Origin of the sequence: Pseudomonas sp. ChxA (assembly GCF_030263855.1) — a bacterium.
In the GTDB taxonomy this organism is placed as follows: domain Bacteria; phylum Pseudomonadota; class Gammaproteobacteria; order Pseudomonadales; family Pseudomonadaceae; genus Aquipseudomonas; species Aquipseudomonas fluorescens_CB.
This window is the reverse complement of record NZ_JARPMK010000001.1, coordinates 5,037,340-5,062,760: the sequence shown is the minus strand read 5'-3', so window position 1 is coordinate 5,062,760 and position 25,421 is coordinate 5,037,340. Positions and strand designations below refer to the sequence as shown.

The following is a 25,421-nucleotide window of genomic DNA, read 5'->3' as shown; positions in this document are numbered from 1 at the left end:
TAAGTACACCGCTGGCACAACCTTTTACGATTTCTTGCGCATCAATTTTCGTATTGGTTCGTCTACCGCTGGGTTGTATTCCCCTCCTTGATCTAAAAGGAGGTGTCTGATGGCTCTGACAGATACAGCGATCAAGCAAGCCAAGCCCACCAACAAGCCTTATACGTTAACTGATGGGGATGGCTTATCTCTGCAGGTGCCTACGACTGGTTCGAAGCGCTGGCATTTCCGTTTCTATTGGCATGACAAGCAATTGCGTATTTCCCTCGGCACCTATCCCGACGTGGGTCTCAAGGAGGCTCGTCGGCGGAGAGAGGCTGCGCGTGCGCTGGTGGCCAACAATATCGATCCCCGATCGCATCGTCGTGCCGAGAGGCAGAAAGCCTCTCACGCCGCCAACAACACGTTTGAAGCGGTTTCTGATCGCTGGCATGAGTTCCGAAGTAAAAAACTGACGAAAAGTAAGAAGGGTAGTGCAGGGCAAGCTAGCAAATACCTGAAGAAGGACATGCTGCCGTGTTTGGGCGATCTTCCGATCGCGGATATTTCTCGTGGTGACGTGCTGGAGCTCATTAGGCGAATTGAGCGCAGAGGGGCGCTGGTCTCCGCTCGAAAGGTACGCACCTGGCTCAACCAGATCTTTCGTTTTGCTATGGCGGAAGGGCTCGTTGATGTAAACCCTGCGGCAGACCTTGATATCGTTGCCGAGATGCCTCGGCCAGTTCGCCATAATCCCTTCCTCCAAGTAAATGAACTTCCAGGATTGCTAAGGACCGTCACCAATTATGAATGTGCAGAAAAGACACGACTCGGTATTCGTCTATTATTGCTGACGGGCGTGCGCACAGGAGAGCTACGGGCGGCGACTCCAGATCAATTCGACTTCGACAAGGGGATCTGGTTGGTGCCGCCAGAGGGTGTGAAGCAGCTCCGGAGTCGTGTGCGAACGCAGGGGAATGAGATCCCACCTTATGTGATTCCGCTTTCTATTCAAGCAATTGCAATTGTGCATCGGCTGATGCAGTTGAGGGCGCGCGGTGCACGGTATCTGCTGGTTCACCGATACGAACCGCAGGAAATGATCAGCGAAAATACCCTCAACACCGCGATCAGCCGGATGGGTTACAAAGGAAGGCTCACTGGTCATGGCATCAGAGGCACCATCTCTACGGCGCTCAACGAGGTTGGCTTTGTAGAAGAATGGATTGAGGCGCAGCTTTCCCATGCGGATGCCAATCAAGTTCGGGCTGCATACAATCATGCGGAATACGTCGAGCCGAGACGTAGGATGATGCAATATTGGGCGGATTTATTAGACGCGCTAGAGGTCGGCGTTTCTCCGCCTAAGCCCGAAGCATACATGGCGCAGAGCGGCCGACGTTCAATGGATTTTCTGAGCATGCAGCAGGAATCTGGTGATAACAGCATGGGTGCTAGAGGCCTAACGGCCGAATCACTTTGAATTTTCGGCATCACCGATCATGGCGATCTAGGGCTGATCGGTCTAGCAGCCTTACAGGCTTACGTTAAAGGCGTTTCGACTCTGAAGTAGAAGGAGCGACCAATCTGGGGGGAGCAACATCTAGATCGGTCGCCTCATTTCGTTTATCCCTCCTGATGAATACCACGTTGAAGTTTTTGTAAGCCGTTCAGAGCTCTATCTCATGCAATCCTTGGCTGCCCTGTCGAGCTCCTCAACGACATAGTGAGTAAGCGTCCGGCTAAGTCACCTTCGGACTTGGTATCCTAGGCCGGACCGAGCAGGGCCGGCAGCTCTCGGCTTGAAGAGACATTCGCTGTCCTCCTCTCCCTGCTGCAAGGCGGACTGCGTAGATGGACATGCAACAGGACGCTTCCAGACCTCGCCTCACAGTGCGTTCGGCTCGACGCTCAACAGTCCCGGTAGTCCTCCGGGTACTCGATCCCATGCAGGAACCACAAACTCTTGGCTTTGCTGTCGTTAGGCGCTTGGTTGAAGATCAAGGCGGGGCATTCTTCGTCCGCCTTGTCGGTTAACTTGGCCAGCAAGGCGACGTTACGGCGCTGTTGCTCTGAAAGGTTCATTTTCCAAGATTCAAGTTGTTCAATGCTAAGCTTTTCCATGCAACTGAAATGCTTACCCAGAATACCGCATAGAACGTCCGAAACCTGGATGGCAGGCTCGCTCCTCGAGTTGGCAAAACGGTACACGATGGGTTGGTCGCGGCAGACGATTCGTCGCTGCTCCAAGCGCGCGCGGATCTGAGGTTCTTCGTCAAACACGTGAACGGCGTTCGTAAATGTGGCCAGCCGATTGAGGAACACGGTATCGAAGCTGTCCACCAGAACGCCCGAGTCGTTGCCGACCAAAAAGTCGAGTGTTGTATCGTCCGCGGCGTCTTGCAGCAGATCGCACAGAGTCATTGTCGCGAAGTTTCTGAACACGAATCCTTTGCGAAACAAAAAAGCGCGAACGGCTCTCACGAATTCCGGAACCCGTTCGACGGACACGCTGGGGTAGTCGAAGGTCTGGAGTAGGCGGAAGTAACTGAGTGGGTCAAGCCGGACGAGTGTGTGCAGTTCGTTTTTCAGTTTGTCGTGCACCGCTCCCAGATGTCTAAAGCGCTCGTGGACAATGAGTGAATCAATCAGGTCTACGATGGACCAGTTCAAGACGCTGAAGTTGGAGTAGTGGGTGTAAACCGGGGCCTCCAGGACCCAGGTGAGGAAGTGCTCAACCTTTCGCGAGCCGAGGCAAGCTGCGTAATCTCCTTGTACGAGGTGCCTGAGCTTCAACTCCGGCGCAGACGGCTGAATTCGTAGCTGCGCTCTGAGCGCCGCGATGTCAGGAAGCACCGCTCCCTGCTCTAAGGCAATGCCGCCTAGGACAAAACAGTCCAGAGAGTCGTGATTCAGCAGCCCGGTGTCCGTGATCGTTAGACGACGGATGTTGTTCGTCTCGTCGTAGTACAGCGTGTACCGCTTGTGGATGTTTGGCATGAAGCTGAGCCAAGTGGGCCTGAAGCAGTTGATGTCGATGGAGGAATCTTCGGGCTTCTCATTGTTCATAGCGTCGTGCTTGGTAGATTTGGGGGTGGGTGGAGCACCTATGCAGATATGGCAACGCAAAGTATGGGGGGAGATCAAGGGCTATGTGACCTGCAGCTCCAACCAGAAAATTGTGGCTTCGATAACCTCAGTAACCCTGAGGCGCAGCGTGCCTTCAATCGATACCATATCTTTCTGGTAGTGGACGTACACCTCCATGAGCTTTGTATCCCCACGCTGCTCGACAGTCGGTTGGCCGAGATAGTTGTCAACGAATGGGTTCACTGGCCATAGCTCATACTGCTCGGCAAGCAAACGAACCTTGTCAGTCAGCACGAGCCAGCTCAATGCGTGTTCTGGCGAGATTGAAGCTGCCATTGCCAGGGCGTGCTGGAAGTCGGGGTACCTGGAATGCCCAGTCTCCATCGCGAACTTCACCCTCAGCAGATCCCTCTTGGTCACCAGCTCGCTTTTGTGAACCTTAAGCTTTTCTATATCAAGCACGGCCAAGTCGATTGAAGTGATGGGGGTCTCATGCCCAAAAACCCTGGAGCGCTCGTATGCGTCGATCACTGCCGCGACAATCATGTTTAGGGGCCTCAATGTCAGCTGCTCTCTCCGGTGGCGAGGCATAAGCTCGACGATCACGTAGAATACATACGCAGAGAAGAGACCGACCAACAGGTCACGAGGGTGTCCTAGATTTTGTGTAAACGGGATTTCTATTAAACCGTTAACAGGCGATTTTCGAATTGGATACTGAAGCGATTCAAAGCTGCTTTCCAGTCCCGGATCGGCATCGTCCACTTCTTGCTGATGTTGTTCAGCGCCAGATAAAACAGTTTCATCACCGCTTCATCGGTCGGAAAAGAGGCGCGCGTTTTGATCACTTTGCGCAAGCTCATGTTGATCGATTCGATGGCGTTGGTCGTGTAGATCACCTTGCGAATTTCGGCGGGATAGTCAAAAAACGGGATCACCCGAGCCCAGTTTCGTCGCCATGACAGGCTAATCGATTGGTACTCGGCGTCCCATTTGACTTCAAATTCGCAGAGCCGTTGTTCAGCCAGTTCGGCGGTGGACGAGGTGTAAATCAGCTTGAGGTCAGCCGCCACTTCCCTCTGCCGTTTCCACGATACGAAGTTCAAACTGTTGCGCACCATGTGCACGATGCACAGCTGAACGACGGCTTTTGGGTAAACCGTTTCAATCGCCTCTGGGAAGCCTTTGAGGCCGTCCACGCAGGCGATGAAGATGTCTTGCACGCCACGATTCTTCAGTTCGGTGACCACTTGCAGCCAGAATTTGGCACCTTCGGTTTGAGCGATCCACAAGCCCAGCACTTCCTTGTGACCGGCCATGTTAACGCCGATGGCCAGGTAAACCGCCTTGTTGCGCACGGCGCCGGCATCGCGCACTTTGACGTGAATGCAGTCCAGATAGAGGATCGGGTAAAGCGCGTCCAGCGGTCGGGCCTGCCAGAGCTTGACCTCGTCACTCACCGCGTCGGTAATCGCCGAGATGAGGCTAGGAGAGACCTCTGTGCCGTACATTTCCTGCAAGTGAGCCTGAATTTCTCTGACACTCAAACCGCGAGCGTAGAGAGAGATGACTTTGTCATCGAAGCCCGTCCAGCGGGTTTGATGCTTGGCCACCAGCTGTGGCTCGAAGGACGCCTGGCGGTCGCGTGGGATGTCGAGCGGCAGTTCGCCGAAGTCGCCTTTTAGGGTTTTACCGCTGTGGCCGTTGCGCGCATTGGCGGCGATGTTGGTGATCGCTGCACTTTTATCATGCCCCAGGTGTTCGGTCATTTCGGCTTCAAGGGCCCGCTCAACCAGCATGGTGAGCTGTTTGAGCAGGCCATTTTCGCCGATGAGATCTTCGGGCTTTTTGTAATTGGCCAATAAACTGTCGGCCAGTTTAACCAGTTCAGGATCAGGCTTGACTCGTTTGGCGCGCTTGGGTTTTGGCTCGGTCATCGGATTTCCTTGGGGTAGGCAGTCTCCTGCCAAATGACCGTTTACACAAAACTAATTACACCCTCCAGGTCACTGCTTACACTGCTAGTTGCATCAGCACGAAGGAATACTGCAACCTGACTATCATCCAGCCAAGGCCAGAGTGACAGCTTCAGGTTAATCAGGACAATAATAACTAGGACGCCTACGGCCCCTGCCAGTAACCACTTTTCCCTTGCTTCTCGCCAAACCCACATAGTCCCGCGCCCCCCTTGAATTTCGCAAGCATACCGACAGGTAGGTGCTTGACATCGCCTCACTGGCCCTGCGCCATTGCAACTTATCCAAACCAATTGAGAGGTGGGGGACGAGGCTTCTGCCATCCCCAGCTCCGCAGACAGATTATCGAATGTGCTAACGCAGCGGTGCTTCGACGAATAGCAGAGTGATCCTGCCAGCTCCCAGCTCTTCAAGGGGAGTCACGCTAAGTGTATCAGCCCGAGGTGCGCGGACATCCATGAAGCACACATGTTAAGTACCCTTCCGGCTGAGCTCGATGCAATCAAGACAGCCCACAAAAAATCAAATATGTAGATCTGGTCTTCGTCGAATCCGTGAGCTAGTACGAAACCGCATCCGGTCGCACACTAGTTCCCCAAGCCACTGGATATATCTATGATGGGGCACGGTTAATCTCAATTTGTTGCTGTGCTCGGGAGCGCCGGCCGAGGCGGTACCGAAGGATTTTGCTCGCTCTCATAGTCGATGCTCAGAAGGATACTGGTCGGTGAAAATCAGAAAGATAGTGATCAAGAACTTTCGTGGAGTGAAAGAGCTTGAATGGAACCTACCAGCGGGCGATATCATCTGCCTCATAGGGAAAGGTGACTCGTCCAAGTCCACAATCTTGGAAGCCATCCGCTACACGTTTCACCCCCAATGGAATCTCGCCTTCAGCGATTCTGATTTCTATCAGTGCCGGATTGCTGACTGCATAAACATCGAAATCACGATCGGCAATTTGCATGAGGATTTCTGCGCGCTCAACAAGTACGGTCTGCATCTACGGGGTTGGGATGCGACAACTCGGAAACTCGAGGATGAGCCCGATGACCATCTGGAAAGCGTGCTAACTGTCAGGCTGACGGTCGAGAAGGACTTAGAACCGAAATGGACAGTGGTCTGTGACCGGAATCCAGAGGGTGTCCCTTTCAAGCAAGCCGACAGAACCAAGGTAGGAGTGGGCCTCATCGGTGTATACAGCGAGAGAGAGCTTTCCTGGGCGAACGGAACCGCACTTGCCAAGCTGACCGCAGCACAGAGCTTGAGCGAGCTGTTAGCCAATGCGTCAAGAACCGCCAGAAACTCGTTGGATATTGACCGGCCTGTCACCCTTACAAATTTTGATGCTGCAGCGATCAAATCTCAGGATATTGCGAAGCTGCTTGGTGTTCCCGTATCAGATGCCTTCAAGGCTCACCTCGACTTGGCTTCCATCAACCTGCGGGTAGGTGGACTTGCCCTGCATGACGGCGAAATACCGTTGCGTCAGTTGGGGCTCGGATCTCGCCGCATGCTTCAGTGCGGAATCCAAAGGGCGGGGTTGGACGAAGGCCACATCACTCTGTTCGATGAGCTGGAATTCGGCTTGGAGCCGCACAGAATCACACGTCTCATTAAGCACATTAGGGAAGACAACCGCGGGCAATATTTCCTGACTACGCATTCGCCCATGGTGCTTCGCGAACTCACCGTACAGGACCTTCATATCGTCCACAGCAGAGGCGGGACGGTTACGATCATCTCCGCTGGTGAGCAGGGACTTGAAGAGCACGAGGTTCAGGGAAAGATTCGCTCGAGCACTGAAGCATTTCTGGCGAAGAAAGTCGTGGTGTGCGAGGGCGCTACCGAAGTCGGCTTCCTGAGAGGTTTTGACGACTACCAGATAGACAACGCAAAGGATCCGTTTTCCTTTCACGGTGTAGCGCTGTTGGACGCAAAGAGTGGGAACAAGGTAAAGGCACTTGCCAAGGCCTTCAAATCACTCTGCTATGACGTATCCGTTTTGGCTGATGCCGACGCGCAAGATCAGTTTTCCATTGCAGATGAAGCTGAGCTTCGCAAAATGGGCATTCCGACTTTTGTATGGAGCGAGAATCTTTCACTTGAAGAGCGGGCTTTCCAAGATCTGCCATGGCCCGCGGTGTTGGCGAGCTTGAAGCTTGCTCAAGGTAAGCTGGGATTCCCTGTGCGTGACCAGGTGCTATCCAAATTTGCCGGCCCCTTAGACAAAGATTGTGCCGTGTGGGGGGAAAGTCCTGAGCTGCGTGTTGCTATCGGCGTTGCCGCGAAAAAATCTGGCTGGTTCAAGGACACCACTAGAGGTGACCTATGGTTCAAGGAAATATGCCCGGCCTTCCAAGATGCCGCCTTCGGCAAAAAGAACCTTGCGCTTGAGCTCGGAAAACTTTGGGAGTGGGCCGAGCATGTCTGAAGAGTTGGCGATCAAGCTCAACGACTGCGCTACTAAGGGGTATGTACTCGCACCTGCGGGGTATGGAAAGACACACCTCATCGCGTTGGCAGTGAAAGCTTCCAGTGGCAGACAACTGATCCTGACGCATACCTTTGCCGGGGTGAACTCCATCAAGACGAAGATGACCAACTTAGGTGTTCGCTCCTCTCAATATCAGGTGGACACGATCGCCAGCTGGGCGCTGCGACTTTGCCTGGCCTACCCCAAAACGTCAGGGTGGAAAATTGAAAACCCGACCAGCAAGCAATGGAACAAGCTCTATGAGTGCTGCTCTGGTCTGCTAGCTAAGGGGTTCATTCGGCAGGCCGTGTCGGCCAGCTACGTCGGCGTCTATGTGGACGAGTATCAAGACTGCTCGGACTTACAGCACGCGTTGGTCTGCGCTTTGGCTGACTTCCTTCCTAGTCGGATCTTAGGTGACCCCATGCAGGCCATCTTTGACTTTGACGAGGGCAAGCCTGTGGACTGGGAGGTGAGCATCTACCCCAAATTTGACTGCCTGGGGCAGCTGGAGACGCCCTGGCGATGGGTAAAGGCGAAAAATCCGGCTCTCGGCGCCTGGCTCAAAGAGGCAAGACGAAAGATAGAGCTAGGCCAACAGATTGACTTGCTGGGCGAGCGGCCGCCGAGTGTGGTTCGTGTTCACACCGCTCAAGAATACCTCGAGACTAAGCAGTATTCGTCACTCTGTGGATTGCTCAATCATGCTGAGAGTGTAATTGCTCTACATGGCGGCGATCAGCAGTCCAAAAACAAAACTCACCGTTTAGCCCGCACCATGGCTGGCCGCTTTTCCTCGATCGAGGAGGTTGAAGGCAAAGACCTGCATGCCTTTCTTAAGAAGCTTGGGGCTGCTAAGACGGTTCAGGCAGGATTTCTCCTGGCAATTGAGTTCGCAAAAAAATGCTTCACGGGTGTCGCTGACGCTCTGACTGCGGGCACCAAACGCGGCGAGGTGGCTAATCTTCGCAAAGGTACGAAATACCCTCTGGTGCTGCAGGCAGCGAATGACTACCTGAACAATCCTACGAGCACCCATCTCAAAGCGTTCTTTCTGGTTCTGAAGACCAACCCAGAGACGTCTGCCTATCGCCGTGATCTGCTGTATCGCTTCCTCTGCGTGCTCAAGATGCATGTTGATGGTGAGGGTGCGACGCTTGTCGAGGCCGGCGTCAGGTACCAGCGCGAGATGAGGCATACGGGGCGGCCTATCAGTCACCAAAAGCTCATCGGGACAACGCTGCTGGTCAAGGGCCTTGAATACGACCATGCCGTCATTCTCAATGCGGATGCACTGGACGCGAAGGACTTGTACGTGGCGATGACCCGAGGGTCAAAATCGCTCACCGTCATCGGGACATCCAGACACTTGCCAGCTTAGGCTCTTCCTGGCCCAACAGCGACATTCTCAAGCGCCTCATCGCTCCACCGGACGAGTGAGGGGGCGCTTTTCCGCCAGAAGCTCTGCTCAATGCTGATCAGGGTATTCCGCCTCTTCTCTAGATTGAGTTTCGTGCCTAGTTGCTTACAGGTGTGCTTCCTCCTCGCATCGCTCCTTTGCGTCATTTCGTCTCGATTGCAGCTTGCTTGCTCTATGCTTCTCTACTTGTTAAAGGATTCATGGAAAAAGAAAAAGGGGTAACTGCATTACAGCAGGTAAAGCTTGCCCTGTGTAAGCGGATGGCGAACACACCATAGTGACGCTGTATCGCGTTGTGAGGAGCTACTGGAACACACCCAGCGGGATATGTGGGCATCCTATTATGTAGACGGCGTCTATTTACTCTTTGATGACAGAAATGAGTGAAGTTGCTTCAGCTTTCCTAAGAGTTCGTCGAATGTGATTATCTCGACCTCTCGAGAGTTTCTGCGGAACAACTCAAATGATTTTTGCTCGTCTAAACCGGTAGGGGTGGTGCCAATTATTAGGCAACAATGAACTGCATAAGCTTCGAGATTTAGGTTGCGGTCATTGCTTTTCAGATAAGGAAGACTCTTTCCTAGTTGATATTTTTGATCTAGAATCTGAACAATGGAACCTGAAAACTCTGTTGTTGCGGAAAATACCTTTCCTCGAAATGCAGTTTTATTTAAAAGCGGTGTTTTTGGGGTCTTGATCTCAAAGATTGCAGCATTATTAGTCTGGCTGTTTTTAGATATGAAATCAGCGAATTTGCTTCCGCCACCGGTTAACTGGCCGCCGCCAACTGAAGCTTGTTCAAGAATCTCAATTATCGGATAGCCGAACGCCATTGTCAGAATAAATTTGTTTGCTTCGAAGAAGCGTTGCCAGTCGCTTTCGACGGTGTTTTTTAATAGCTGTTCTTCATATCGTTTAATTAGAACTTCCAAGGTGACGAGTTCTATTTCATCTTGTAGCTTTGCGAGAGCCTCGGGCTTTGTTTCGGCGATCTGTTTGCTATTGGTTTTTAGTATATTTATAACACTATCTTGGTCGCCCGCTGTCAATGGTGGTTTACCTTGGGCGGCAGCGGTAATCAGGCGTCTTACTGGACTTCTTCCAGTTGCGATTGTTGTTGGGGGTTTTCCTAATCTCGACGCTAGAAGATTGTAAATTGTACCGTCCTTAACCTCGGCTGCAGCTTTCTGTCCGAGACTAGTGATATTTCTAATTTTTCTTTTGGCTTCTTCGTAATCATCTATATTCAGAGTGAATACTTTGGTTTTGTCACCGATTGAGGTTTCATCAGCTTCGGAAAATCGAATCTCAATGCAGTCCGAATGCTCTTCAATCGCATCGATTACATCCTTGAATTCTCGGGCGATCCCTAAACCATAGTCCGGGTCTTGAGTGAAGCCTGGTAGTAAAACATCTCGAAGCAGCATGAGCAGATCGTCGGCTTCGAAAGGAGATTTTTTTCTGAAAAAATCGCAGAGGGACTCTTCGATAGGGAAACAGATGCGTTCTATTTTTTTGTATTTTGACTTAAGAAAGTCAGTGTGGTCCGGCCACGTTACTAACGGATAAATTGTGAGGGTTTGTTTAGATAGGTTTACGTGGATCATTTTAGCTGATATGCCTAACTTTAGGCCTGCCAGTTCAGCCATTTTTTTTCTGGGCTTATAAATACCGTCAAACTGATTGTTCTTTATGACCTTGAGCTCTATATCACCTTGTCTTTCTTCCGGCTTGGGATCAGTAGGCTTTGACATTTTGATAGCTCCATGCTGTTGTTAAAAATTTAGGAATTGGTATGTCCTGGTACAGTCCGGAAATTTCGATTTCGAATATCAATTCTCAGCGCGATTCGGCTCTGCTTTAGCAACGCTAAGTAGGTCGTCAGCAGAACTGTAGCGAACGCAGATGTGGACGAATAGCTGATGGCCTTTCAGAGCTGAAGTTGATGTCCCGTGGCGAACCCATGTGTCACCACTGTGTGTGAAGTACATTTCATTGGGTTTGCCCCTCGGTACGCTGACCTCTACGACGAACCTATCTTCTACTTCCATACCAACGCTGATCAATGGTCGAAGGGTGATTTGGACTGCGCTTTGTGGAAAATTAGGGGTTATTGAGGAAACAGCAGCAGCGATATTTCTCTGTAATTTGTCTCGCTCTTCGCGATTTAGCATGACGCCTTCGACGATACCCTCATCGGTCACGCCGTAAAGAATCCGCCCTCCTTTGCTATTCAAAAAAACGACGAGGTATTTTGGTGACTGCTGGGCGATTGTCTTGCTGGGGTTACCCGATATCACCGTTTTGAATTCAAGTGTTTCAGACTCTTCCTCTGCAAGTTTCTCCATCAGTTTGAATGAAAGCGGATTGAATTGGGAGAGTGATCTGTCGAACTCATTTGTAATGGGTTTGTCGTCAGGCTTGTAGTATCCTGCCTGGATAAGCCGAGTGAAGTCTATTTTAAACATTTCTTCATCTGAATGGATTTCGCAGAGTAGGCGCTCGAGGTGGTGGCCATGAATCCATATATTTTGAGATGGCAGTAAAAGCTCAGAGCTACTGCCTCTGATGAAGTCCAGCATAGTGCTCGGATAGTTGTTTAGGTCAAACTGCGCCATGTAATCATAGTTATTTTTGTCTTCGATTTCCCATTGCCGTGCTATCTCGATAAGCTGCTCGACAGTAATTGAACATCCGTAGTCTAGGAAGGATTTGCATTGAGGTGCGTCGTTTTCACTTAACTCTGCATAGCCCTTTTGTAGGGTCCTAACGACTTCCTCACGTACACGACTGAGCGAATAGCCTAGCGCTTCGAGTCTGCGGCGTAGCTCTCCAACTGTGATCTGGTAAGCCCGAAAAAACGAGTCATCCGTAATACCACCGATTGCGACTAGATCGGAGGCGTTGAACAGCGATGCCTGGTGGTCTCCGATTCGTTTTGCTGTGCCGCCAAGGTACGTTCCGCCGATGCTCACATCGCTCTCAGTTGCCATTCAATTTTCCGTGGATTATTTGCTGTTTGTTTAATTCGTGGCCGCATGTTTGAAGCCTTCCACAGTTCAGATATCAGTGCAGTTCATCAGGCAGATGCCACTGAATGCTGCTGCTAACTGCTGGCATTGTCCATTTATACAGCCTGTGAACCAATGATCAAAGTCCACGGCTACAGTGGTTTGGCACGCATGCCCCCCCCAAAAAACTGATCCATAGCCGTGACAAAGGCATCATCGTCGGATGCCAGGTGATGGGCGTAACCCAGCCCATTGCGCTGGCACAAGAGGTGAGCATGCCGAGGCCGACATAGAGGGGAATAATTCGAGGTGTTGCTGACAGTGGTCGACGGCCTGCACGTGAAGCGGCTGCTACGCGCTGGCGTGCTTGGGCGTAGTGACTCTGGCACAAGGATACGCAACGGATTTGAGGGCATCACTGATGCTAAGTGGCCATGACTCGTTGTAAGGTGGGCGGAAGCCGCGAGTGTGAAGGTGTGTACGAGGGGCCGATTCATGGCCATTTTTTCTACTGATGATTATTGGATAGATCGATAGCTATCTAGATTCGACGTAGTAGAGCTGAGAATTCAAGGAGTGGGGCATGATAAGTCGCGGGTCGCAATGGAAGCGCTGGGAACCTCATATTCACGCACCTGGGACGGTACTTAACAATCAGTTTGGTGGCGGTGACTCCTGGGAGACGTATCTAGCGAAGCTTGAGGGGCTGTCCCCAAAGGTAGAGGCGATTGCTGTTACTGACTACTACGTAACGGATACGTACGAGGAAGTGCTTAAGCATAAAGCTGCGGGGAGGCTTCCTGAGGTTCAACTGATATTTCCCAATGTCGAGCTTCGGTTGGATGTTGCGGCCAAGTCAGGCTTTGTTAATGTTCATCTCCTCGTTAGCCCCGAAGATCCGGATCATGTCAATCAGCTGCGCAGAATTCTGACGCGACTTCAGTTCCATGCTCATGGCGATCGCTTTGATTGCACAAAGAACGACCTTATAGCGTTGGGGAAGCGCGCTGAGCCAAGCATCTGTGATGATCGTGCCGCCTTAGAGCATGGGGCCACTCAATTCAAGGTCAATTTTGACCAACTGCGCAAAGTGTTTTTTGAGAGCGACTGGGCCAAGAAGAACATTCTCATTGCTGTGGCAGGCGGGGCGGGAGACGGAACGTCGGGTGTGCGCCAGGCGGCAGATACGACCATGCGACAAGAAATTGAGAAGTTTGCGCACATCATCTTTTCAAGTAACGTTGCCCAGCGTGAATTCTGGCTTGGGAAGCGAGGTGTCACTGTTGACGCGCTACGCGAGCGATATAATGGCTGTAAGCCGTGTCTCCACGGCAGCGATTCCCATGATTTGAAGACGGTTGGCCAGCCTGTCGAGGATCGCTTCTCATGGATCAAAGGTGGTTTGGAGTTCGACGCTCTGCGTCAGGCATGTATCGACCCTGAAGGACGTGCGTTCGTCGGCACTGAGCCGCCGCGTTCCGCGATGCCATCACAGGTTATATCCCATGTATCGATCACCAATGCGGCTTGGGCGCAAAACCCAGAAATCCCCCTAAATCCGGGCCTGGTTGCGATCGTAGGTGCTCGCGGGTCAGGAAAGACAGCCCTTGCAGATATGATTGCAGCGGGTTGCGATGCGATATCTCCTATGGTCTGGCGTGCACATGAGAACGCCAGCCCATCCTTTTTGGTTCGTGCCAGACCAGTCCTCGGAAGTGCTTCAGTTACCTTGACTTGGGGAGGCGGCAGCACAACGACGCGGGCCCTGGACGGTCGAGATGCGAACGGACATCTTTCATTTCCCCGCGCCCGGTATTTGTCGCAGCAGTTCGTGGAGGAGCTTTGCTCTTCAAATGGCATGTCCGACGGGCTTATCGAGGAAATAGAGCGCGTGATTTTAGAGGCGCATCCAGTCGATGAGCGTGAGGGTGCCATCGATTTTCCTGAGTTTAGAGAACATAGAACAAGCAGATATCGGCAGGCACGAGATCGTGAAGCTGAGGCGATATCTGACATTTCTGAACGAATTTCCGCCGAGCACGAGAAAGAGAGCTTGGTTGCTTCGCTGACGGCGCAGATTGCTCAGAAGTCAACGTTGATCAAGGATTACAATGCGGATCTGGCCAAGTTAGTAATTAAAGGCACAGAGTCGCAGGTCAAACGCCATTCGTTGCTCAGTGAGGCTGCGGAAGGGGTTAGGACCAAGGTTCAATCATTCACCAACCAACGTCGCACATTCCTAGCGCTTCAAGATGAGGTAACCAGTACCCGTGCCACAAGGGCGCCGGAACTGCTTCGGCAGGCCAGAGAACGGCATGCCCAAAGTGGGCTCTCCGACGATCAGTGGGACGAATTCCTTCTTGTTTACAAGGGTAATGTAGACGGGAGCCTCTCGAATTATGTCACGTGGGCTGATAAGCACATTGCCGAACTAACAGGGCAGCCGTTGCAGCCTGGGGATCCAAATACCCCTATCATCGCGGATGGCGTCGATCTTCAAACGCTGAGTCTGTCGACCATCGTCGCTGAAATGACGCGGCTTGAACTGTTGGTTAGTGCTGACAAGGTTGTGAGTGCGCAGTACACAGCATTGACCAAGCGTATTGGGCAAGAGAGAGCCGCGCTCAAAGTGTTGGAAACCAAGCTTGCAGATGCGCAGGGCGCTGGTGCTCGGAGGAAGATTCTGCAGGAAGAACGTGATAATTCGTATGGACGAGTGTTTGAGGCAATTATCAATCAGCAGAACGCCCTAAGTGAGCTTTATGCCCCCCTTATGGCTCGGCTTACTGCATCTTCTGGAACTCTACGTAAGCTAGGTTTTGCGGTCCGGAGAATTGTTGATGTTAATCAGTGGGGCACTGTTGCCGAGGAAAATCTCCTTGATCGCCGTAAAGCTGGTCCCTTCAATGGGAGAGGCTCGCTGATATCTCTTGCAGAAAAAATGCTCAAGCCTGCTTGGGAGAGTGGCAGCGCAGCAGACGTTCAGGCAGCAATGACAGATTTCATTTTGCGCTACAGAAAGGATCTGTTTGCCCATGCACCGTACGCTCCAGTTCAGCAAGCTGAGTTTCGAGCGTGGTCACGGCAGTTCGCGCATTGGTTATTTGGGACGGATCACATTTCTGTGCAGTATGAAATTGTGTACGACGGGCTTGATATTCGAAAGCTGTCGCCAGGGACCAGGGGGATTGTTCTCTTGCTGCTTTATCTGGCTCTAGATGAGTCGGACGACCGGCCCCTTATCATTGATCAACCAGAAGAGAACCTTGATCCAAAGTCTGTCTTTGATGAGCTAGTATCGCTGTTTATCGATGCCAAATCTAAGCGGCAGGTCATCATGGTGACTCACAACGCCAACCTTGTGATCAACACCGATGCCGATCAGATCATTGTTGCAGAGGCCGGGCCGCATCAATCAGGAGGGCTCCCTCCAATTTCCTATCGTGCAGGCGGCTTGGAGAATTCGGATATTCGCAAATCGGTTTGTGACATTTTGGAAGGCGGAGAGTCGGCATTCCGAGAGCGCGCAAGACGTCTTCGTGTTCGTTTGGAGAGATGAGGCTTGAATGGCTTAGCAGGGGGCGCGCCAACCTCCAATGGTCGGTTGGCGCGATGCTCCTTCTTATTGTGAGACTCAAGCGCTTGATCCTGCTTCATCCTGCGCGACCGGACCTGAGCACCGGACAACAGGATCAAAAGCTCGACGACGTTTCGACGATAGGGGGGGCTGCGCGCCGGTCGAACTTGGACATCTCGATGCCGAGCGTTAAATGTCGTCGCCCCAGAAAAGCATGCGTGTGTTATGCGGGAGCACAAGTCATCATCACGGGGGCTTCCTCCCAAGGTCTAAGGCGTTCATAGGAACAAACTCACCAAGCCTTACGTCGGATGACGCCCTCATACCATGTATTAAGGTTCTGCGATTTTAAGAAAAGGATTGTCAGGTGGTATCAATTCAAAAAAATGCTTCGGATCCTCAATCAAGTACCCCTTCAAGGTGGTTCTCTTCCTAGGGCCCTGCACTTGGCATGCCCAGATGTTTAGGCCGTTGTCTCGCTTTCTGTGGACCTTCAGTTTCTCGAACTGCTTCTGTACCCAACGCCATTCTTCAAGTTGTTGATCGGTCCCCTGAGAGAGACCAGGAAACTCCTGCGCGTAGCGTTGGAAGATACCAGGCGTGACCAGAAATACGCTGCCACTCACCGTGTGGATTTTGGCCTTGTTATCGTTGATGACTAGCTTGTGGCTTAGGATGCCTTCCTTGACCCAATTCAAGAATACGTAGCCAGGGTTATCCGAAGGTAGGGTTGAAGTTTCAAGAGCGTTTTCTGACGGTGCCTCACTGGTCTCAGGCTTTTCCAACTCGAACATGTCCAGCAACGTGCCGAGGTAGTCGGCATCCTCCAGCGCCATGGGATCCGGCTGCGGTTGGCTTTGACTTGATCTTGCACGGACTGTCTCGGCCGCTGGTGTTGGTACCGGGGTGTCAGTTGAGTTGTCATGCACTGCAATGCTCACCGTTCCGCTGAAATTTTCGGGGCGGTCTTCGTTCCCCCAGATCAACGCGGGTTGAAGGCGCAGAAAAGTGAAACTCTGCTGCCAGTCGCCCTGCGTGACAAGAGCGCTCCAGATGGCTTTGCCTTCTAGGGTAGACTCGACCAGTCCATGCGATTGCAGTTCGTCGAACACGGCTATGTTGGATGAAGGAATACCTTCAATCGACTGCGACAGCAAATAGGCCCGCAGCTTGTCCGTGACCGTCTTGCTTACCAGCCAGAGTGCGTCCTGGGTCAGCCAACCCGCGGCACCCGGCTGATTGAGTTTCAGCTCGTGCTGAACCAGGTGACGCAGTCCGCTGATCAAGTGATGTTGCAGCGAATGAATCGGCGCTTGCAGCGCCTTGCTGGGGTTACCACCGATGTTCTGTGCGGTGGAGACGCGGTCGGCCTTTGTCACTAACTCACCGAGCACGCCGGCACGTTCGTACTGGCCCGCCAGGACATACAGCAAACTGGCCCACAGTGCTGGAAATCCGCTTAGCCAATCGAGGATTGGGCGGTCGAGAATCTGCGTGTAGAGCAAACCTGCAGCGGCGCCATGCAAGTGATAGTCGCGACCCTTGATGTAACGAAAACGGTAGGGCTGATCCAGCGGACCCTGCCAAGGGTGCCAAAGACGGCCGTCTTGGCGTTCAACCTGCAGGTCCACGGCGATCTTGCCGATGTCATGCAGCAGGGCGCCATAGGCGATGCCAGCCGACCAAGCATCGGTCTGAGCGGCTTGGTCTTCGGGTGCGGCACCGGTGGGAAGCAGATACGACTGACGCAGTTTCAAACTGCAGGCGACCAGTTCCAGTCCATGGTCGAGCATGCCTCCGAGATAAGCGTGGTGGTGCGTCTCGCTGGCCGGGAGTTGCTGGACCCGTTCGGCGTAGCGATGGATCGGATTTAAGTAGAGCTGGATGAACTGCGCGTGGGAGAGGGCGGTGTACTGCCAGATGCGATCGAGCAGCTGGCGGCGGTGCTCCGCGGCTAACAAGCTGTGAGCCGATTCGATGGGCAGGTAGCCTTCGGCGACGTTGACGGTCGGTGGCGGAGGGGGCTTCCGCCTTTTGCGGCGAAATAGGCTGAACATCGTGATCTCCGTGAAGTGTCTGGGGCAGTGGCCTTTTAGCCTTTTCGGATAGAGCTCTTACCCTTGAGCACCCATTCCCTTCCAACCCTTATCCGTCCTTTTGGCTCGCATCCCTTTGCATGGCAATTGGAATATGGATACGGCTAGGCATCGTTTTGTTGGGGGTAGTATGGGCAAGAAAAGAGTCGGTACACTGCGGTGTATATTTTTTGGGTCTTGCCATGAACCTCACTGACGCCACGCTCGTGCTGCTGCTCGCGGCACGTATCCATGGAACCGACGAAGCTGTCAGAGCCTCGGCGAAGAGCGTGGTCAAGAAGTTGCCGCGCAGTAAGCGTGATCTGATTTACAAGGTGATCGACAGCCGAAGTCCCCTCGAGCTGGTGGATTATCTGGCGCAGAACCTGGATGAGGAATGACAGGCTGTGGGGATGTGCCCATCCCTGACTCTTTGAATTAAAGCCCAGCGGCATGGGGTTTTCTGGGCGCAGAAAAAAAGGGCCCAACTTGCGTTGGGCCCTTTGATGCGATTGCAGCGGTGAGGTAATGATCAAACTCCATCGTTCATGCATCGTGAGTCATCCATTACCATCTGCTTCCGTTGCTGCTCCAAGTTCAGTACGTACTCCGAGGCGCTTCGGGCCAGACCACTGGCGCGAAAGATCGCGCGTTTGTCAGCCTTGAGCAGGCCAAGCCAGGAGTCGATGTAGCCCTCGTGCCGCAGCTCCCCCTGTATACCTGCGTAGGCACATAAAAAAGCAGCGCCCATCTCGGCGATCAACTCCTCAAACGCGTAGCCTGGCGAGCCGAATGGACAGGCTGACGTCACGCCTTCGCGCTGCAACCGAGTGTGATGCCCGGTCCAGTGCGTCAGCTCATGCAGTGCCGTGGCGTAGTACCCGCCTTCATCGTGAAATTGTGCTTTTGTCGGCAGTTGGATGAGATCCCTGATCGGGTGGTAAAAGGCTTCGTCGGCAGGCCGATGAACGATGCGTGCACCTGAACTTAACAGCAGATTTTCCGCGGCGCTGTTGGGCTGGAAGGGATCACTCTGTTCAGTCTCGAGCAGGGTGTCATTGAGCATTTCGAGCCCCTCCGTTTGCTCGATGTTGAACAGAAAATGCGTCCTGAGAATGCCGAAGTGAGCGATCTTAGGTTGACCGTTTTCATCGAGTACTGGTTGGCCTGACTCGGTCTGTTCCTCGCGCTCCATCGGCTTGTAGAGTACCGCCAGAGTGCTGTGCTCACCCTTACGAATGTGCCCGCCAGCTTTTTTGGCTTGATTGAAAGTCAGCCAACGATCTTGAGTGAACCCCTGCAACCTGGCCTCGGCCCAGAGCAGCGGTAAATTGATGCCCGAATACGGACGTCGCGTGATGGCGTTGACGGGGTAGGGTTGATGACCGATGTGAGCGGAGCCACTTGAGGACCAGGGTTTGATCCAGGGTGCAACGCCTTGGTCTAACGCAGTAATGATCTTGTCAGTTACGTCTTGGTAGATATCACGCATGGCAATTTCCTCGAGAGAAAAACGGAGGAACGCCGTGCCCGTCGGGGAGGGTTCCCCGGTTGGGTGATGTGCTGGATTGATGCAGGTCTTGCATGTTGTTCGAATGTGGAGTTGAACGCCGCTAATTGCGCTTAGCGATGGTGTTCTCCTACAAGCGCTATCAGCAAGGCGCTAGGCTGACCCGGCTCTTGGAGTAGGCTCAGACTCAATTGGAGCAACGGCTCGGGGTCTAAGTGATCGGCTGTTTCAATATGCATTACCTCGAACAGCACGTAAGGCTTGTGTGGAAAGGCCAGGTGGGCCTCGAAGGCTGCGCGCAATACGTGGCTCAACCGATCGACCTGCAGCTTCTCAGCGTGATCGGATTGATTGAGCAGTACTGCGCGTTGCCACGCGCCAGGAGTGAACACGATGGGCAGCCGAAGGGTGTTCAGTGTTTCCGGTGTAAGTGAGTCGGGCATGGTATGTCTCCGTTGAAAACGCGAAGAAACCTGTCCCGTGCGGAGAAAGATTTCCCCGCAGTGGGTTGAAGAAAATCAAGAGGGCTTACCTCACGAGCAGAGCTCGAAAGGCGCTCATAAGAGCAGTAGGCGTTCATTACCGTAGAAACGGTCACCGTGCGAGCCACCGAACGCTAATCGCACTTGGGGGGAACCATCATCGAAGTGACGTAGCCTTGAAGGTTCTGGCTACCTGGGAAAGTGCTGTCGATAACAGCGATCCGCACCTTGTATTTAGCCGGACGATTTATCTGGGTCAATCGCTGTAGAGACGATGTTTCGCAGAGCTTGTCTTCTGGCTTCCAATGAGGATTTTTCGGCCGGGGAAACTGATAAACGGTCAGGCATGGGCCGTTTTCAGTAGTAGCCTATTCCTCTAGGCTTAACCATGAAAACGCTCAGAAGAGGGCGAGACCATGCCGACTCAACAACCTGTTCAGAATTCACGTGCCCACCGCTGGGCGTATTCCTGTGGTCTGTCGGTGAAGCGTGGTTACCGTAGGTTGAAAGCTTTTGAATCCCATGTGTTTGAGCGTGCGGAGACCGCAGGTGTGCCCGCAGGTAGATTTCTTGTTCGCGGGAGTTTTCTGATTGCCAAACTGGCATTGATCGGAGGATTACTGTTTGTCAGTGTTTGGCTGGTTACTTTCATTGTGATGATGCTGGCTGTCATCACTTTGCTATGGCTCAGGACTTTTATTGGTGCCGATCGCGAAGATAAAAATCCAGGGGCAGACTATCTAGGTGCTGATCTCTACATCGGCGACTTCGACGACAATGGGCATTACATAGGCGACAGCAAGTCATCTAATTGAGCGCTTAGCAGCACCCAATATTTGATCCGTACCTTTGCTCGCTGAATCACTTGCAGCTTTGCTACCGTTCGCCAACATGCCTTGAATACCGCTGCCGACTGAATATCCTGCCCAGCTCATGGCGCCTAGAAATAGCATTGGTAGCACGATGAACATCGCCCCCATCACATACTCGATCACCTGCGCTGTGACGGTTCCATCCATGAGGCCGGATGTGGGCAGCGACAACAGCACCTGATTGGAAGCCGAAACCTGGTTGTACAGGGTATCGAGCATGCTGGAGTCGACCCAGCGCGCCAGTTCCCACCAGAAGCTCAGCATGTGTAAGGTGAACAGCGCAAACGTTACCGTCATGACGGTCTTCAGCTGGTAGGTACTGACAAGCAGGATCAGCGGCAAGCTGATGATGACGCCCATGATCAGGAACGCCTGCACCATCGGCAATGCTGCGCGTAGTGCATTCATTGCCGGGAAGTTGCTGAAGGAACCGAGGGCCAACCCGGTGTTGGTGGCCAGGTTATTGAGCCCCTGATTGATCGAACCGCCACGAGCGCTGGAGCCGTAGTCCTGATACACCTGTCCGGGCGACATGGACATCGATTGCTGGCGCGGGCTAACCAGCTCGCGAAGGGTGGCATCTTCGATCTCGTTGCTCGAACGCCCAGTCAACCAACCTTTCAACTGAGTCAGCAAAGAGGGATTAACCTGCTCGATCAAGCGTTCGCGTAGCCCGACACCACGGTCGCTCCACCACTGCTTACAGGTGGGGTAGCCCGCGCCATTCTCCAGCCGCGGCAAGGAAACATCGCGGTTGTCGTCATACGGCCAGCTGACTCTCGGTGTACGTGAGCGATCCGTATCGTAGTAGCCGGGTGTGTCGAGAAAATAGCTTGACCCGATCCACGCTGCGTCGTGGCTTTGTGCTTTATCCAACTGCGGACGGTTGGTGAACAGCCGAGAACGGGAATAGCCATAGCAGTCGCGAGTGAAGTCGGCGACTTCCTGCAGCAGGACCTGATTATCGATGCGCGAACTGTCGATCTCCATGCGCATTTGTCGGATATCCGGTGCGCAAGGGATGGAGGCGGTGGCTGCCGCAGTCACGCCTTTGCTCAAAGCATGCACCAGAAACCACCAGATCGGCACATTGGCGGAGCGCCCGCCGATGGTATTGAACGTCGTCCCCCAGGCAGTTTCCGCTGGCTTGGTCACACTTACGCCGCAGCGCTGACTCGCCGCATCATCGAACGTCATTGACGAGAGGCTCAACGGAAAGACCGGCGCGCAGCCGAACAACACGACGATGTAGGCCAGCCACAACCGGTTCTCGATCCGTGGCACCGAGAGCAGTCCCTTGTTGCCCTCATCCGCACCTTGCTGACGGGCAGACAACCATTCCTGCAAGATGATTGCACCAAAGGGCGCGGCGAACAGCCCTGTGTCGGACAGGACACTCCAGAGGCCGTTGTTGATGATCCAGGCCAGGAGAGAGAGGTAAAACTCCAAGTAACTGTTGGTGCTCATGAGCATGGTAATGACCTCACAGTCGGGTGAGCTCGACGCAGATAAAGAGCAGGAACCCTACTGTCCCGATGCGTTTTATGCGCCGTCGATCCTGTGGTCGATGTCGGTAGCGCCGAAGCAGATCCCACCAGAGTGCAAAGAGAGCGCCGTAGAGCAGGGCACGCCACCATCGCAGATTGGGCCGTACGGATTCGAATGCCTGCTGCCAGGCGTCGAAACTACCCAGCGCGGTACTACCTATCCAAGCGACCAGTGCGGCGGTCAGGATCATCACCGCAACCATCCCCAGACTCGAAAGCAAAGTGAATAGCGGTGAGCGTTTCATGGCTCACTTGCGCCTGGCGTCAGCATCATTGAGTCGACCTGGCTCAGGGTCACCTTGCTCGACGGTGCGCGAAGCATCGGCACCACCTGCATGTCGATCGAGCACGAGGCTGGCGGTGTTGGTAGCCAACATTTGCCGAACCTGCAGTTCGGCCTGCAGCAGGCGTATTTCGCGCTCCAGCGCGTCGATGTTTTTCGTCAATGCGATTTGGGCCGGCTCGGCGGAGGCGATGTTCGGTTCTTGACTGCCCGCCAGCAGCGTACGCAGTAGCAGCAACGCCTTGTGGAGTACGCTGGATAGGGCTGTCTCACTGGCCAAACGCCGTGCCAGCAGATCCTGGTCGGGATCGTCACGCAGGGCTTCAACCACACCTCGGGTCACCAGTAACATCGGGCTGGAGGCCTTAGCCAGATTGTCAGAAGTAGGCGGCAGCGAGCCGGACAGCAACCCTTGTAGTGCTTTGAGGTGTTCGCTGTAGGCCTCCTGAATCAGCGGAGTCAATCCGCTGCCAGCGGTCGCACGAAGGGTTTCGCAGCTGTCGCAGGTCGAGACTTCGCTCTCGCCCAACACGCGAACGGCCCATTCGGATTCCTCTTGGGGCGAGGTCCATGTCTGGCAAATAGCCCCACCCAGACAATCACCGCTACTGATCGAGGCGCTGTCATCCACCGAACGGTTATGCAGCAGGTTATAACCCGCGCGCACCACGTCGGCGGTCACCCGAATGGGCGTCTGCCCATTGCCTCCAGCCTTCGAGCCGCCGACCCAGGACACCCCATTGTTGCCGTTACGGGTCTCGGTATTTTTCACCGCGGCCACCGCATCACCACCGGTTTGCTCCAGGTTGCCCTGCATCTCCTCGTTTTTGGCCAGCGCGCCCCAGCCGGCCTGACCGACCTTGTCCGCCATCTTTTCGGCCATGGCCTGGCAGGTCAGCTTGGAGCGGTCGAAGTCGATGCGCCCCTGCATCACCCCGTTACTGAGCAACTCATAGAGACCTGGGTTGGCGCGCTGTATGATCAAGGCAGGCAGCGACATAACGGCTTGGGTCGCGTTCTGCACGATGCTGCCCATGATTTGCTGGAAACCTTCAGTGACGCCGTTCAGTTGGTTTTGCAGGGTGTTGGTGAGGCTCATTTTTCCGCACATCATGTTCGCTCGCCATGATCCGCCGACACCGAGACCACTGGGCCGATAGAGCGAACTCGGTGAGCCTACTGCCGAGCCGCCACCAATGGTGTACATCACGCGGTCATCGAGCACTTCGCCTTGAGTGCCAAGGCGATAATCGCCTTCGGCGGCGTGGGCATGCGTGGCCATGGTGAGCAGTCCACAGAACAACAGACTCATCGTGCCCAACCATGGTCTTGCGAGAAGCTGACTCATGAAGCACCTCCTTCAAAGTCGATGCTGAACAGAAAGGTTTGCCCCTCACGTTTGCAGCAGCTATAGGGACGCCAAAGCGACCAGGCGTAGCCGCCATCCGCGCTCTGGACTGGATTGCTGGGGAAGATGGCGCACGTGGGTTGAATTTGGGGGGAGAGCAATTGCCATTTGTGGGTCGAAGCGTCGTTTTCGATGATAGGGCCAGGCGGCCAGTAGCCGTCGTGTCTGGCTGGTGTGAGTGGTACATACACATGCGGCTGCCAGTTTCGGGTAACCACATCACCGGCCCGTTGTGCCATGACTGCGGCTGCCTCGAAATCGTCGGGCTGTACCAGAAAACCCTGCCTGGGATAAACGTTGCCCCACATGTTTCCTAAAACTTGACTACCGACTTCGCGGACTCCGGGCACAAGTGACTCTGGGTAGAAACTTTCCGGGATGCCATGGCGCCAGGCCAGGGAGTCCAGGGTGCTCAGGTAGTAGGGCATGAACGCAGTTGCACCGCTGGCGCAGGCATAACCGGACTGAGAAGCCAGTTGTGTGGCGACCCAGCCACCAGGGTGGCCGATACCATCAACGTTCTTGAAGCGGGGCAGGTTGTCGCGGTGGGTGTTCGGGGTGATCAGGTTGCCGCCACCTTCCGCACCGCTGATGGGAGAGGAAAGGGTGGCCATCTCGGTCCAGGGGTTATTGCCCGTGGCGGTGTAGCTTGAGACCACCAGTTCAGGAATGAAATGACGAACCTTGGTCGAGGTTTTGACTGTGCAGCCGAACGGCGTGCAGAGCAACCAGAAGCAAATGCCGACGACCCTGTATGCGAGGCAGTCTGGCGAAAGCACGGAGGACGTGATGCTGCCGGTGTCCAACGCCACGCTTGGACCGCACGCCAGCAGGACGCTCAGCGCCAAGGGCCGTAGCTTTGTGGGCGAAAATAACGGGCAGGCAACAGGCATGATCCAGGCTCTTGGTGTGCGGCCTGGGTAGATTTGATTGCGAGCGGAAGACTGTCAGTGGAAATTATGAAGGCGGATCTATCGGGTTTGTGAGCCGTGAGACTATTATTTGACGTGAAGGGTGCTGCGCAGGAGATCGGGTTCCACAAGTAACTGATCTGCGGTAACTTCGAAAATATTGGCGAGCTTGCACAGGACCAACAGCGACGGATTGCCCGTGCATCGTTCGATTTGACTGACGTACGTGCGATCCACCTCGGCCATGAGCGCGAGCTGCTCTTGGGTAAGGTTTTTCACGCGTCGCATCAAGCGGATGTTCTCCGCCAACTGCAGACGAAGCTGTTCGTAGTCTTGAGTCATGCGCGCAAATTGCGCCTAGAGGGACTCTCAATCCACGGGATATAGTCTACATTGGTATTGATCTACGACATTTGAGGCTTATGCCTATTATCAAGCGTTCATTTGGTGTCGTTAAGATTTCGAGGCTGGGTCCAGCGTCTAACAATAAAATCAGAAGTCTAGGGTGTATATGGACGAAAACTACATTTCAATTCCCGCGGCGGATGGTTGTCCAAGTCTTCAGACCCCTTGGGGCAACGAATTTGCTCCGATGATCGAGCGTGGCGTGCAATGTGCTCAGGCTTGGCTTGATACGCCCGGCGAGATTCCCCTGTGGTGGGAGCTGGCGCAAACCCGCAAGACCTTTCCTGTCGGTGACTGCCAGGATGCCTTCGAAGCCGGATTCCTGTTGAGGATTCAGCAGCGGCTCCGGGGCGTACCGCAATAACCGGTCACTCGCTTTAGAGCGGGAGGAATAGATTC

Annotated in this window: 20 protein-coding genes; 7 read left to right on the top strand and 13 right to left on the bottom strand. The window is 53.7% G+C overall.

Annotated elements, in window-relative coordinates; genetic code table 11:
- The first annotated feature begins 109 nt into the window (after positions 1 to 109).
- Complete coding sequence (locus P5706_RS22615) at positions 110 to 1,462, top strand: tyrosine-type recombinase/integrase (protein ID WP_060766723.1); 1,353 nt, start codon at positions 110 to 112, stop codon at positions 1,460 to 1,462.
- 428 nt (positions 1,463 to 1,890) lie between these two features.
- Here P5706_RS22615 and P5706_RS22605 read toward each other — a convergent pair whose 3' ends face one another.
- From P5706_RS22605 to P5706_RS22595, 3 genes are all read right to left on the bottom strand, one after another.
- Complete coding sequence (locus P5706_RS22605; RefSeq protein ID WP_060766724.1) at positions 1,891 to 3,048, bottom strand: DUF3800 domain-containing protein; 1,158 nt, start codon at positions 3,046 to 3,048, stop codon at positions 1,891 to 1,893.
- 81 nt (positions 3,049 to 3,129) lie between these two features.
- Entirely contained in the window at positions 3,130 to 3,615 is a 486-nt protein-coding gene (locus P5706_RS22600; RefSeq protein WP_060766725.1) for a hypothetical protein, read from the bottom strand.
- A 137-nt stretch (positions 3,616 to 3,752) separates the two neighbouring features.
- Positions 3,753 to 5,006, bottom strand: a complete 1,254-nt coding sequence (locus tag P5706_RS22595) for an IS256 family transposase (protein ID WP_285681908.1) — start codon at positions 5,004 to 5,006, stop codon at positions 3,753 to 3,755.
- A gap of 766 nt (positions 5,007 to 5,772) precedes the next feature.
- Here P5706_RS22595 and P5706_RS22590 point away from each other — a divergent pair.
- On the top strand, positions 5,773 to 7,479 hold the full coding sequence (locus tag P5706_RS22590) for an ATP-dependent nuclease (RefSeq protein ID WP_060766727.1): 1,707 nt from the start codon (positions 5,773 to 5,775) through the stop codon (positions 7,477 to 7,479).
- Positions 7,472 to 8,902 (top strand): UvrD-helicase domain-containing protein, encoded by a 1,431-nt coding sequence (locus tag P5706_RS22585; protein WP_060766728.1) that lies wholly within the window; start codon positions 7,472 to 7,474, stop codon positions 8,900 to 8,902. The genes P5706_RS22590 and P5706_RS22585 overlap by 8 nt, the downstream gene beginning before the upstream one ends.
- 395 nt (positions 8,903 to 9,297) lie before the next feature.
- Here P5706_RS22585 and P5706_RS22580 read toward each other — a convergent pair whose 3' ends face one another.
- Positions 9,298 to 10,695, bottom strand: a complete 1,398-nt coding sequence (locus P5706_RS22580; protein WP_060766730.1) for a Shedu immune nuclease family protein — start codon at positions 10,693 to 10,695, stop codon at positions 9,298 to 9,300.
- Between the two features lie 78 nt (positions 10,696 to 10,773).
- Positions 10,774 to 11,934 (bottom strand): RNA-binding domain-containing protein, encoded by a 1,161-nt coding sequence (locus P5706_RS22575; protein ID WP_060766731.1) that lies wholly within the window; start codon positions 11,932 to 11,934, stop codon positions 10,774 to 10,776.
- 601 nt (positions 11,935 to 12,535) lie between these two features.
- On the opposite strand from P5706_RS22575, the gene P5706_RS22570 reads away from it, so the two are divergent.
- Complete coding sequence (locus P5706_RS22570) at positions 12,536 to 15,511, top strand: TrlF family AAA-like ATPase (protein WP_060766732.1); 2,976 nt, start codon at positions 12,536 to 12,538, stop codon at positions 15,509 to 15,511.
- A gap of 350 nt (positions 15,512 to 15,861) precedes the next feature.
- Here P5706_RS22570 and mobH read toward each other — a convergent pair whose 3' ends face one another.
- Entirely contained in the window at positions 15,862 to 17,586 is a 1,725-nt protein-coding gene (mobH, locus tag P5706_RS22565; protein ID WP_060766733.1) for a MobH family relaxase, read from the bottom strand.
- 221 nt (positions 17,587 to 17,807) lie between these two features.
- Here mobH and P5706_RS22560 point away from each other — a divergent pair, with 221 nt between their 5' ends.
- Positions 17,808 to 18,005: a DUF7740 domain-containing protein gene (locus P5706_RS22560; protein ID WP_046035945.1), complete on the top strand. Its 198-nt coding sequence runs from the start codon at positions 17,808 to 17,810 to the stop codon at positions 18,003 to 18,005.
- 131 nt (positions 18,006 to 18,136) lie between these two features.
- On the opposite strand, the gene P5706_RS22555 is transcribed toward P5706_RS22560, so the two are convergent.
- Both P5706_RS22555 and P5706_RS22550 read right to left on the bottom strand, forming a co-directional pair.
- On the bottom strand, positions 18,137 to 19,096 hold the full coding sequence (locus P5706_RS22555) for an ArdC family protein (protein ID WP_060766734.1): 960 nt from the start codon (positions 19,094 to 19,096) through the stop codon (positions 18,137 to 18,139).
- Positions 19,097 to 19,227: 131 nt separating this feature from the next.
- A complete protein-coding gene (locus P5706_RS22550; protein WP_060766735.1) occupies positions 19,228 to 19,557 on the bottom strand; it encodes a hypothetical protein in 330 nt (109 codons plus the stop codon).
- A 455-nt stretch (positions 19,558 to 20,012) separates the two neighbouring features.
- On the opposite strand from P5706_RS22550, the gene P5706_RS22545 reads away from it, so the two are divergent.
- Complete coding sequence (locus tag P5706_RS22545) at positions 20,013 to 20,411, top strand: DUF3742 family protein (protein ID WP_060766736.1); 399 nt, start codon at positions 20,013 to 20,015, stop codon at positions 20,409 to 20,411.
- Here the strand turns inward: P5706_RS22545 and P5706_RS22540 are convergent.
- The 5 genes from P5706_RS22540 to P5706_RS22520 all read right to left on the bottom strand — a co-directional run bounded on the left by P5706_RS22540 (position 20,400) and on the right by P5706_RS22520 (position 24,959).
- Positions 20,400 to 21,941 carry a conjugal transfer protein TraG N-terminal domain-containing protein gene (locus P5706_RS22540; protein WP_060766737.1) on the bottom strand — a complete coding sequence of 514 codons (1,542 nt, stop codon included), beginning with the start codon at positions 21,939 to 21,941 and terminating at the stop codon, positions 20,400 to 20,402. The two genes, P5706_RS22545 and P5706_RS22540, sit on opposite strands and share 12 nt — an antisense overlap.
- Positions 21,942 to 21,951: 10 nt before the next feature.
- The gene (locus P5706_RS22535) at positions 21,952 to 22,260 is read right to left on the bottom strand and encodes a hypothetical protein (protein ID WP_060766738.1); all 309 of its coding nucleotides are present in this window, start codon (positions 22,258 to 22,260) and stop codon (positions 21,952 to 21,954) included.
- Between the two features lie 3 nt (positions 22,261 to 22,263).
- Entirely contained in the window at positions 22,264 to 23,646 is a 1,383-nt protein-coding gene (locus tag P5706_RS22530; protein WP_060766739.1) for an integrating conjugative element protein, read from the bottom strand.
- On the bottom strand, positions 23,643 to 24,599 hold the full coding sequence (locus tag P5706_RS22525; protein WP_285681898.1) for a TIGR03756 family integrating conjugative element protein: 957 nt from the start codon (positions 24,597 to 24,599) through the stop codon (positions 23,643 to 23,645). The genes P5706_RS22530 and P5706_RS22525 overlap by 4 nt, the downstream gene beginning before the upstream one ends.
- A 105-nt stretch (positions 24,600 to 24,704) precedes the next feature.
- Complete coding sequence (locus P5706_RS22520) at positions 24,705 to 24,959, bottom strand: helix-turn-helix domain-containing protein (protein ID WP_150788069.1); 255 nt, start codon at positions 24,957 to 24,959, stop codon at positions 24,705 to 24,707.
- Positions 24,960 to 25,128: 169 nt separating this feature from the next.
- On the opposite strand from P5706_RS22520, the gene P5706_RS22515 reads away from it, so the two are divergent.
- Entirely contained in the window at positions 25,129 to 25,386 is a 258-nt protein-coding gene (locus P5706_RS22515; protein WP_150788070.1) for a LasR-specific antiactivator QslA, read from the top strand.
- The last annotated feature ends 35 nt before the right edge of the window (positions 25,387 to 25,421 follow it).

What these genes read in the sequence shown, in the direction of transcription:
- P5706_RS22615 (WP_060766723.1), top strand. Translation starts at nt 110, where the DNA reads ATGGCTCTGACAGATACAGCGATCAAGCAAGCCAAGCCCACCAACAAG.
- P5706_RS22605 (WP_060766724.1), bottom strand. Translation starts at nt 3,048, where the DNA reads ATGAACAATGAGAAGCCCGAAGATTCCTCCATCGACATCAACTGCTTC.
- P5706_RS22600 (WP_060766725.1), bottom strand. Translation starts at nt 3,615, where the DNA reads ATGATTGTCGCGGCAGTGATCGACGCATACGAGCGCTCCAGGGTTTTT.
- P5706_RS22595 (WP_285681908.1), bottom strand. Translation starts at nt 5,006, where the DNA reads ATGACCGAGCCAAAACCCAAGCGCGCCAAACGAGTCAAGCCTGATCCT.
- P5706_RS22585 (WP_060766728.1), top strand. Translation starts at nt 7,472, where the DNA reads ATGTCTGAAGAGTTGGCGATCAAGCTCAACGACTGCGCTACTAAGGGG.
- P5706_RS22580 (WP_060766730.1), bottom strand. Translation starts at nt 10,695, where the DNA reads ATGTCAAAGCCTACTGATCCCAAGCCGGAAGAAAGACAAGGTGATATA.
- P5706_RS22575 (WP_060766731.1), bottom strand. Translation starts at nt 11,934, where the DNA reads ATGGCAACTGAGAGCGATGTGAGCATCGGCGGAACGTACCTTGGCGGC.
- P5706_RS22570 (WP_060766732.1), top strand. Translation starts at nt 12,536, where the DNA reads ATGATAAGTCGCGGGTCGCAATGGAAGCGCTGGGAACCTCATATTCAC.
- mobH (WP_060766733.1), bottom strand. Translation starts at nt 17,586, where the DNA reads ATGTTCAGCCTATTTCGCCGCAAAAGGCGGAAGCCCCCTCCGCCACCG.
- P5706_RS22560 (WP_046035945.1), top strand. Translation starts at nt 17,808, where the DNA reads ATGAACCTCACTGACGCCACGCTCGTGCTGCTGCTCGCGGCACGTATC.
- P5706_RS22555 (WP_060766734.1), bottom strand. Translation starts at nt 19,096, where the DNA reads ATGCGTGATATCTACCAAGACGTAACTGACAAGATCATTACTGCGTTA.
- P5706_RS22550 (WP_060766735.1), bottom strand. Translation starts at nt 19,557, where the DNA reads ATGCCCGACTCACTTACACCGGAAACACTGAACACCCTTCGGCTGCCC.
- P5706_RS22545 (WP_060766736.1), top strand. Translation starts at nt 20,013, where the DNA reads ATGCCGACTCAACAACCTGTTCAGAATTCACGTGCCCACCGCTGGGCG.
- P5706_RS22540 (WP_060766737.1), bottom strand. Translation starts at nt 21,941, where the DNA reads ATGCTCATGAGCACCAACAGTTACTTGGAGTTTTACCTCTCTCTCCTG.
- P5706_RS22535 (WP_060766738.1), bottom strand. Translation starts at nt 22,260, where the DNA reads ATGAAACGCTCACCGCTATTCACTTTGCTTTCGAGTCTGGGGATGGTT.
- P5706_RS22530 (WP_060766739.1), bottom strand. Translation starts at nt 23,646, where the DNA reads ATGAGTCAGCTTCTCGCAAGACCATGGTTGGGCACGATGAGTCTGTTG.
- P5706_RS22525 (WP_285681898.1), bottom strand. Translation starts at nt 24,599, where the DNA reads ATGCCTGTTGCCTGCCCGTTATTTTCGCCCACAAAGCTACGGCCCTTG.
- P5706_RS22520 (WP_150788069.1), bottom strand. Translation starts at nt 24,959, where the DNA reads ATGACTCAAGACTACGAACAGCTTCGTCTGCAGTTGGCGGAGAACATC.
- P5706_RS22515 (WP_150788070.1), top strand. Translation starts at nt 25,129, where the DNA reads ATGGACGAAAACTACATTTCAATTCCCGCGGCGGATGGTTGTCCAAGT.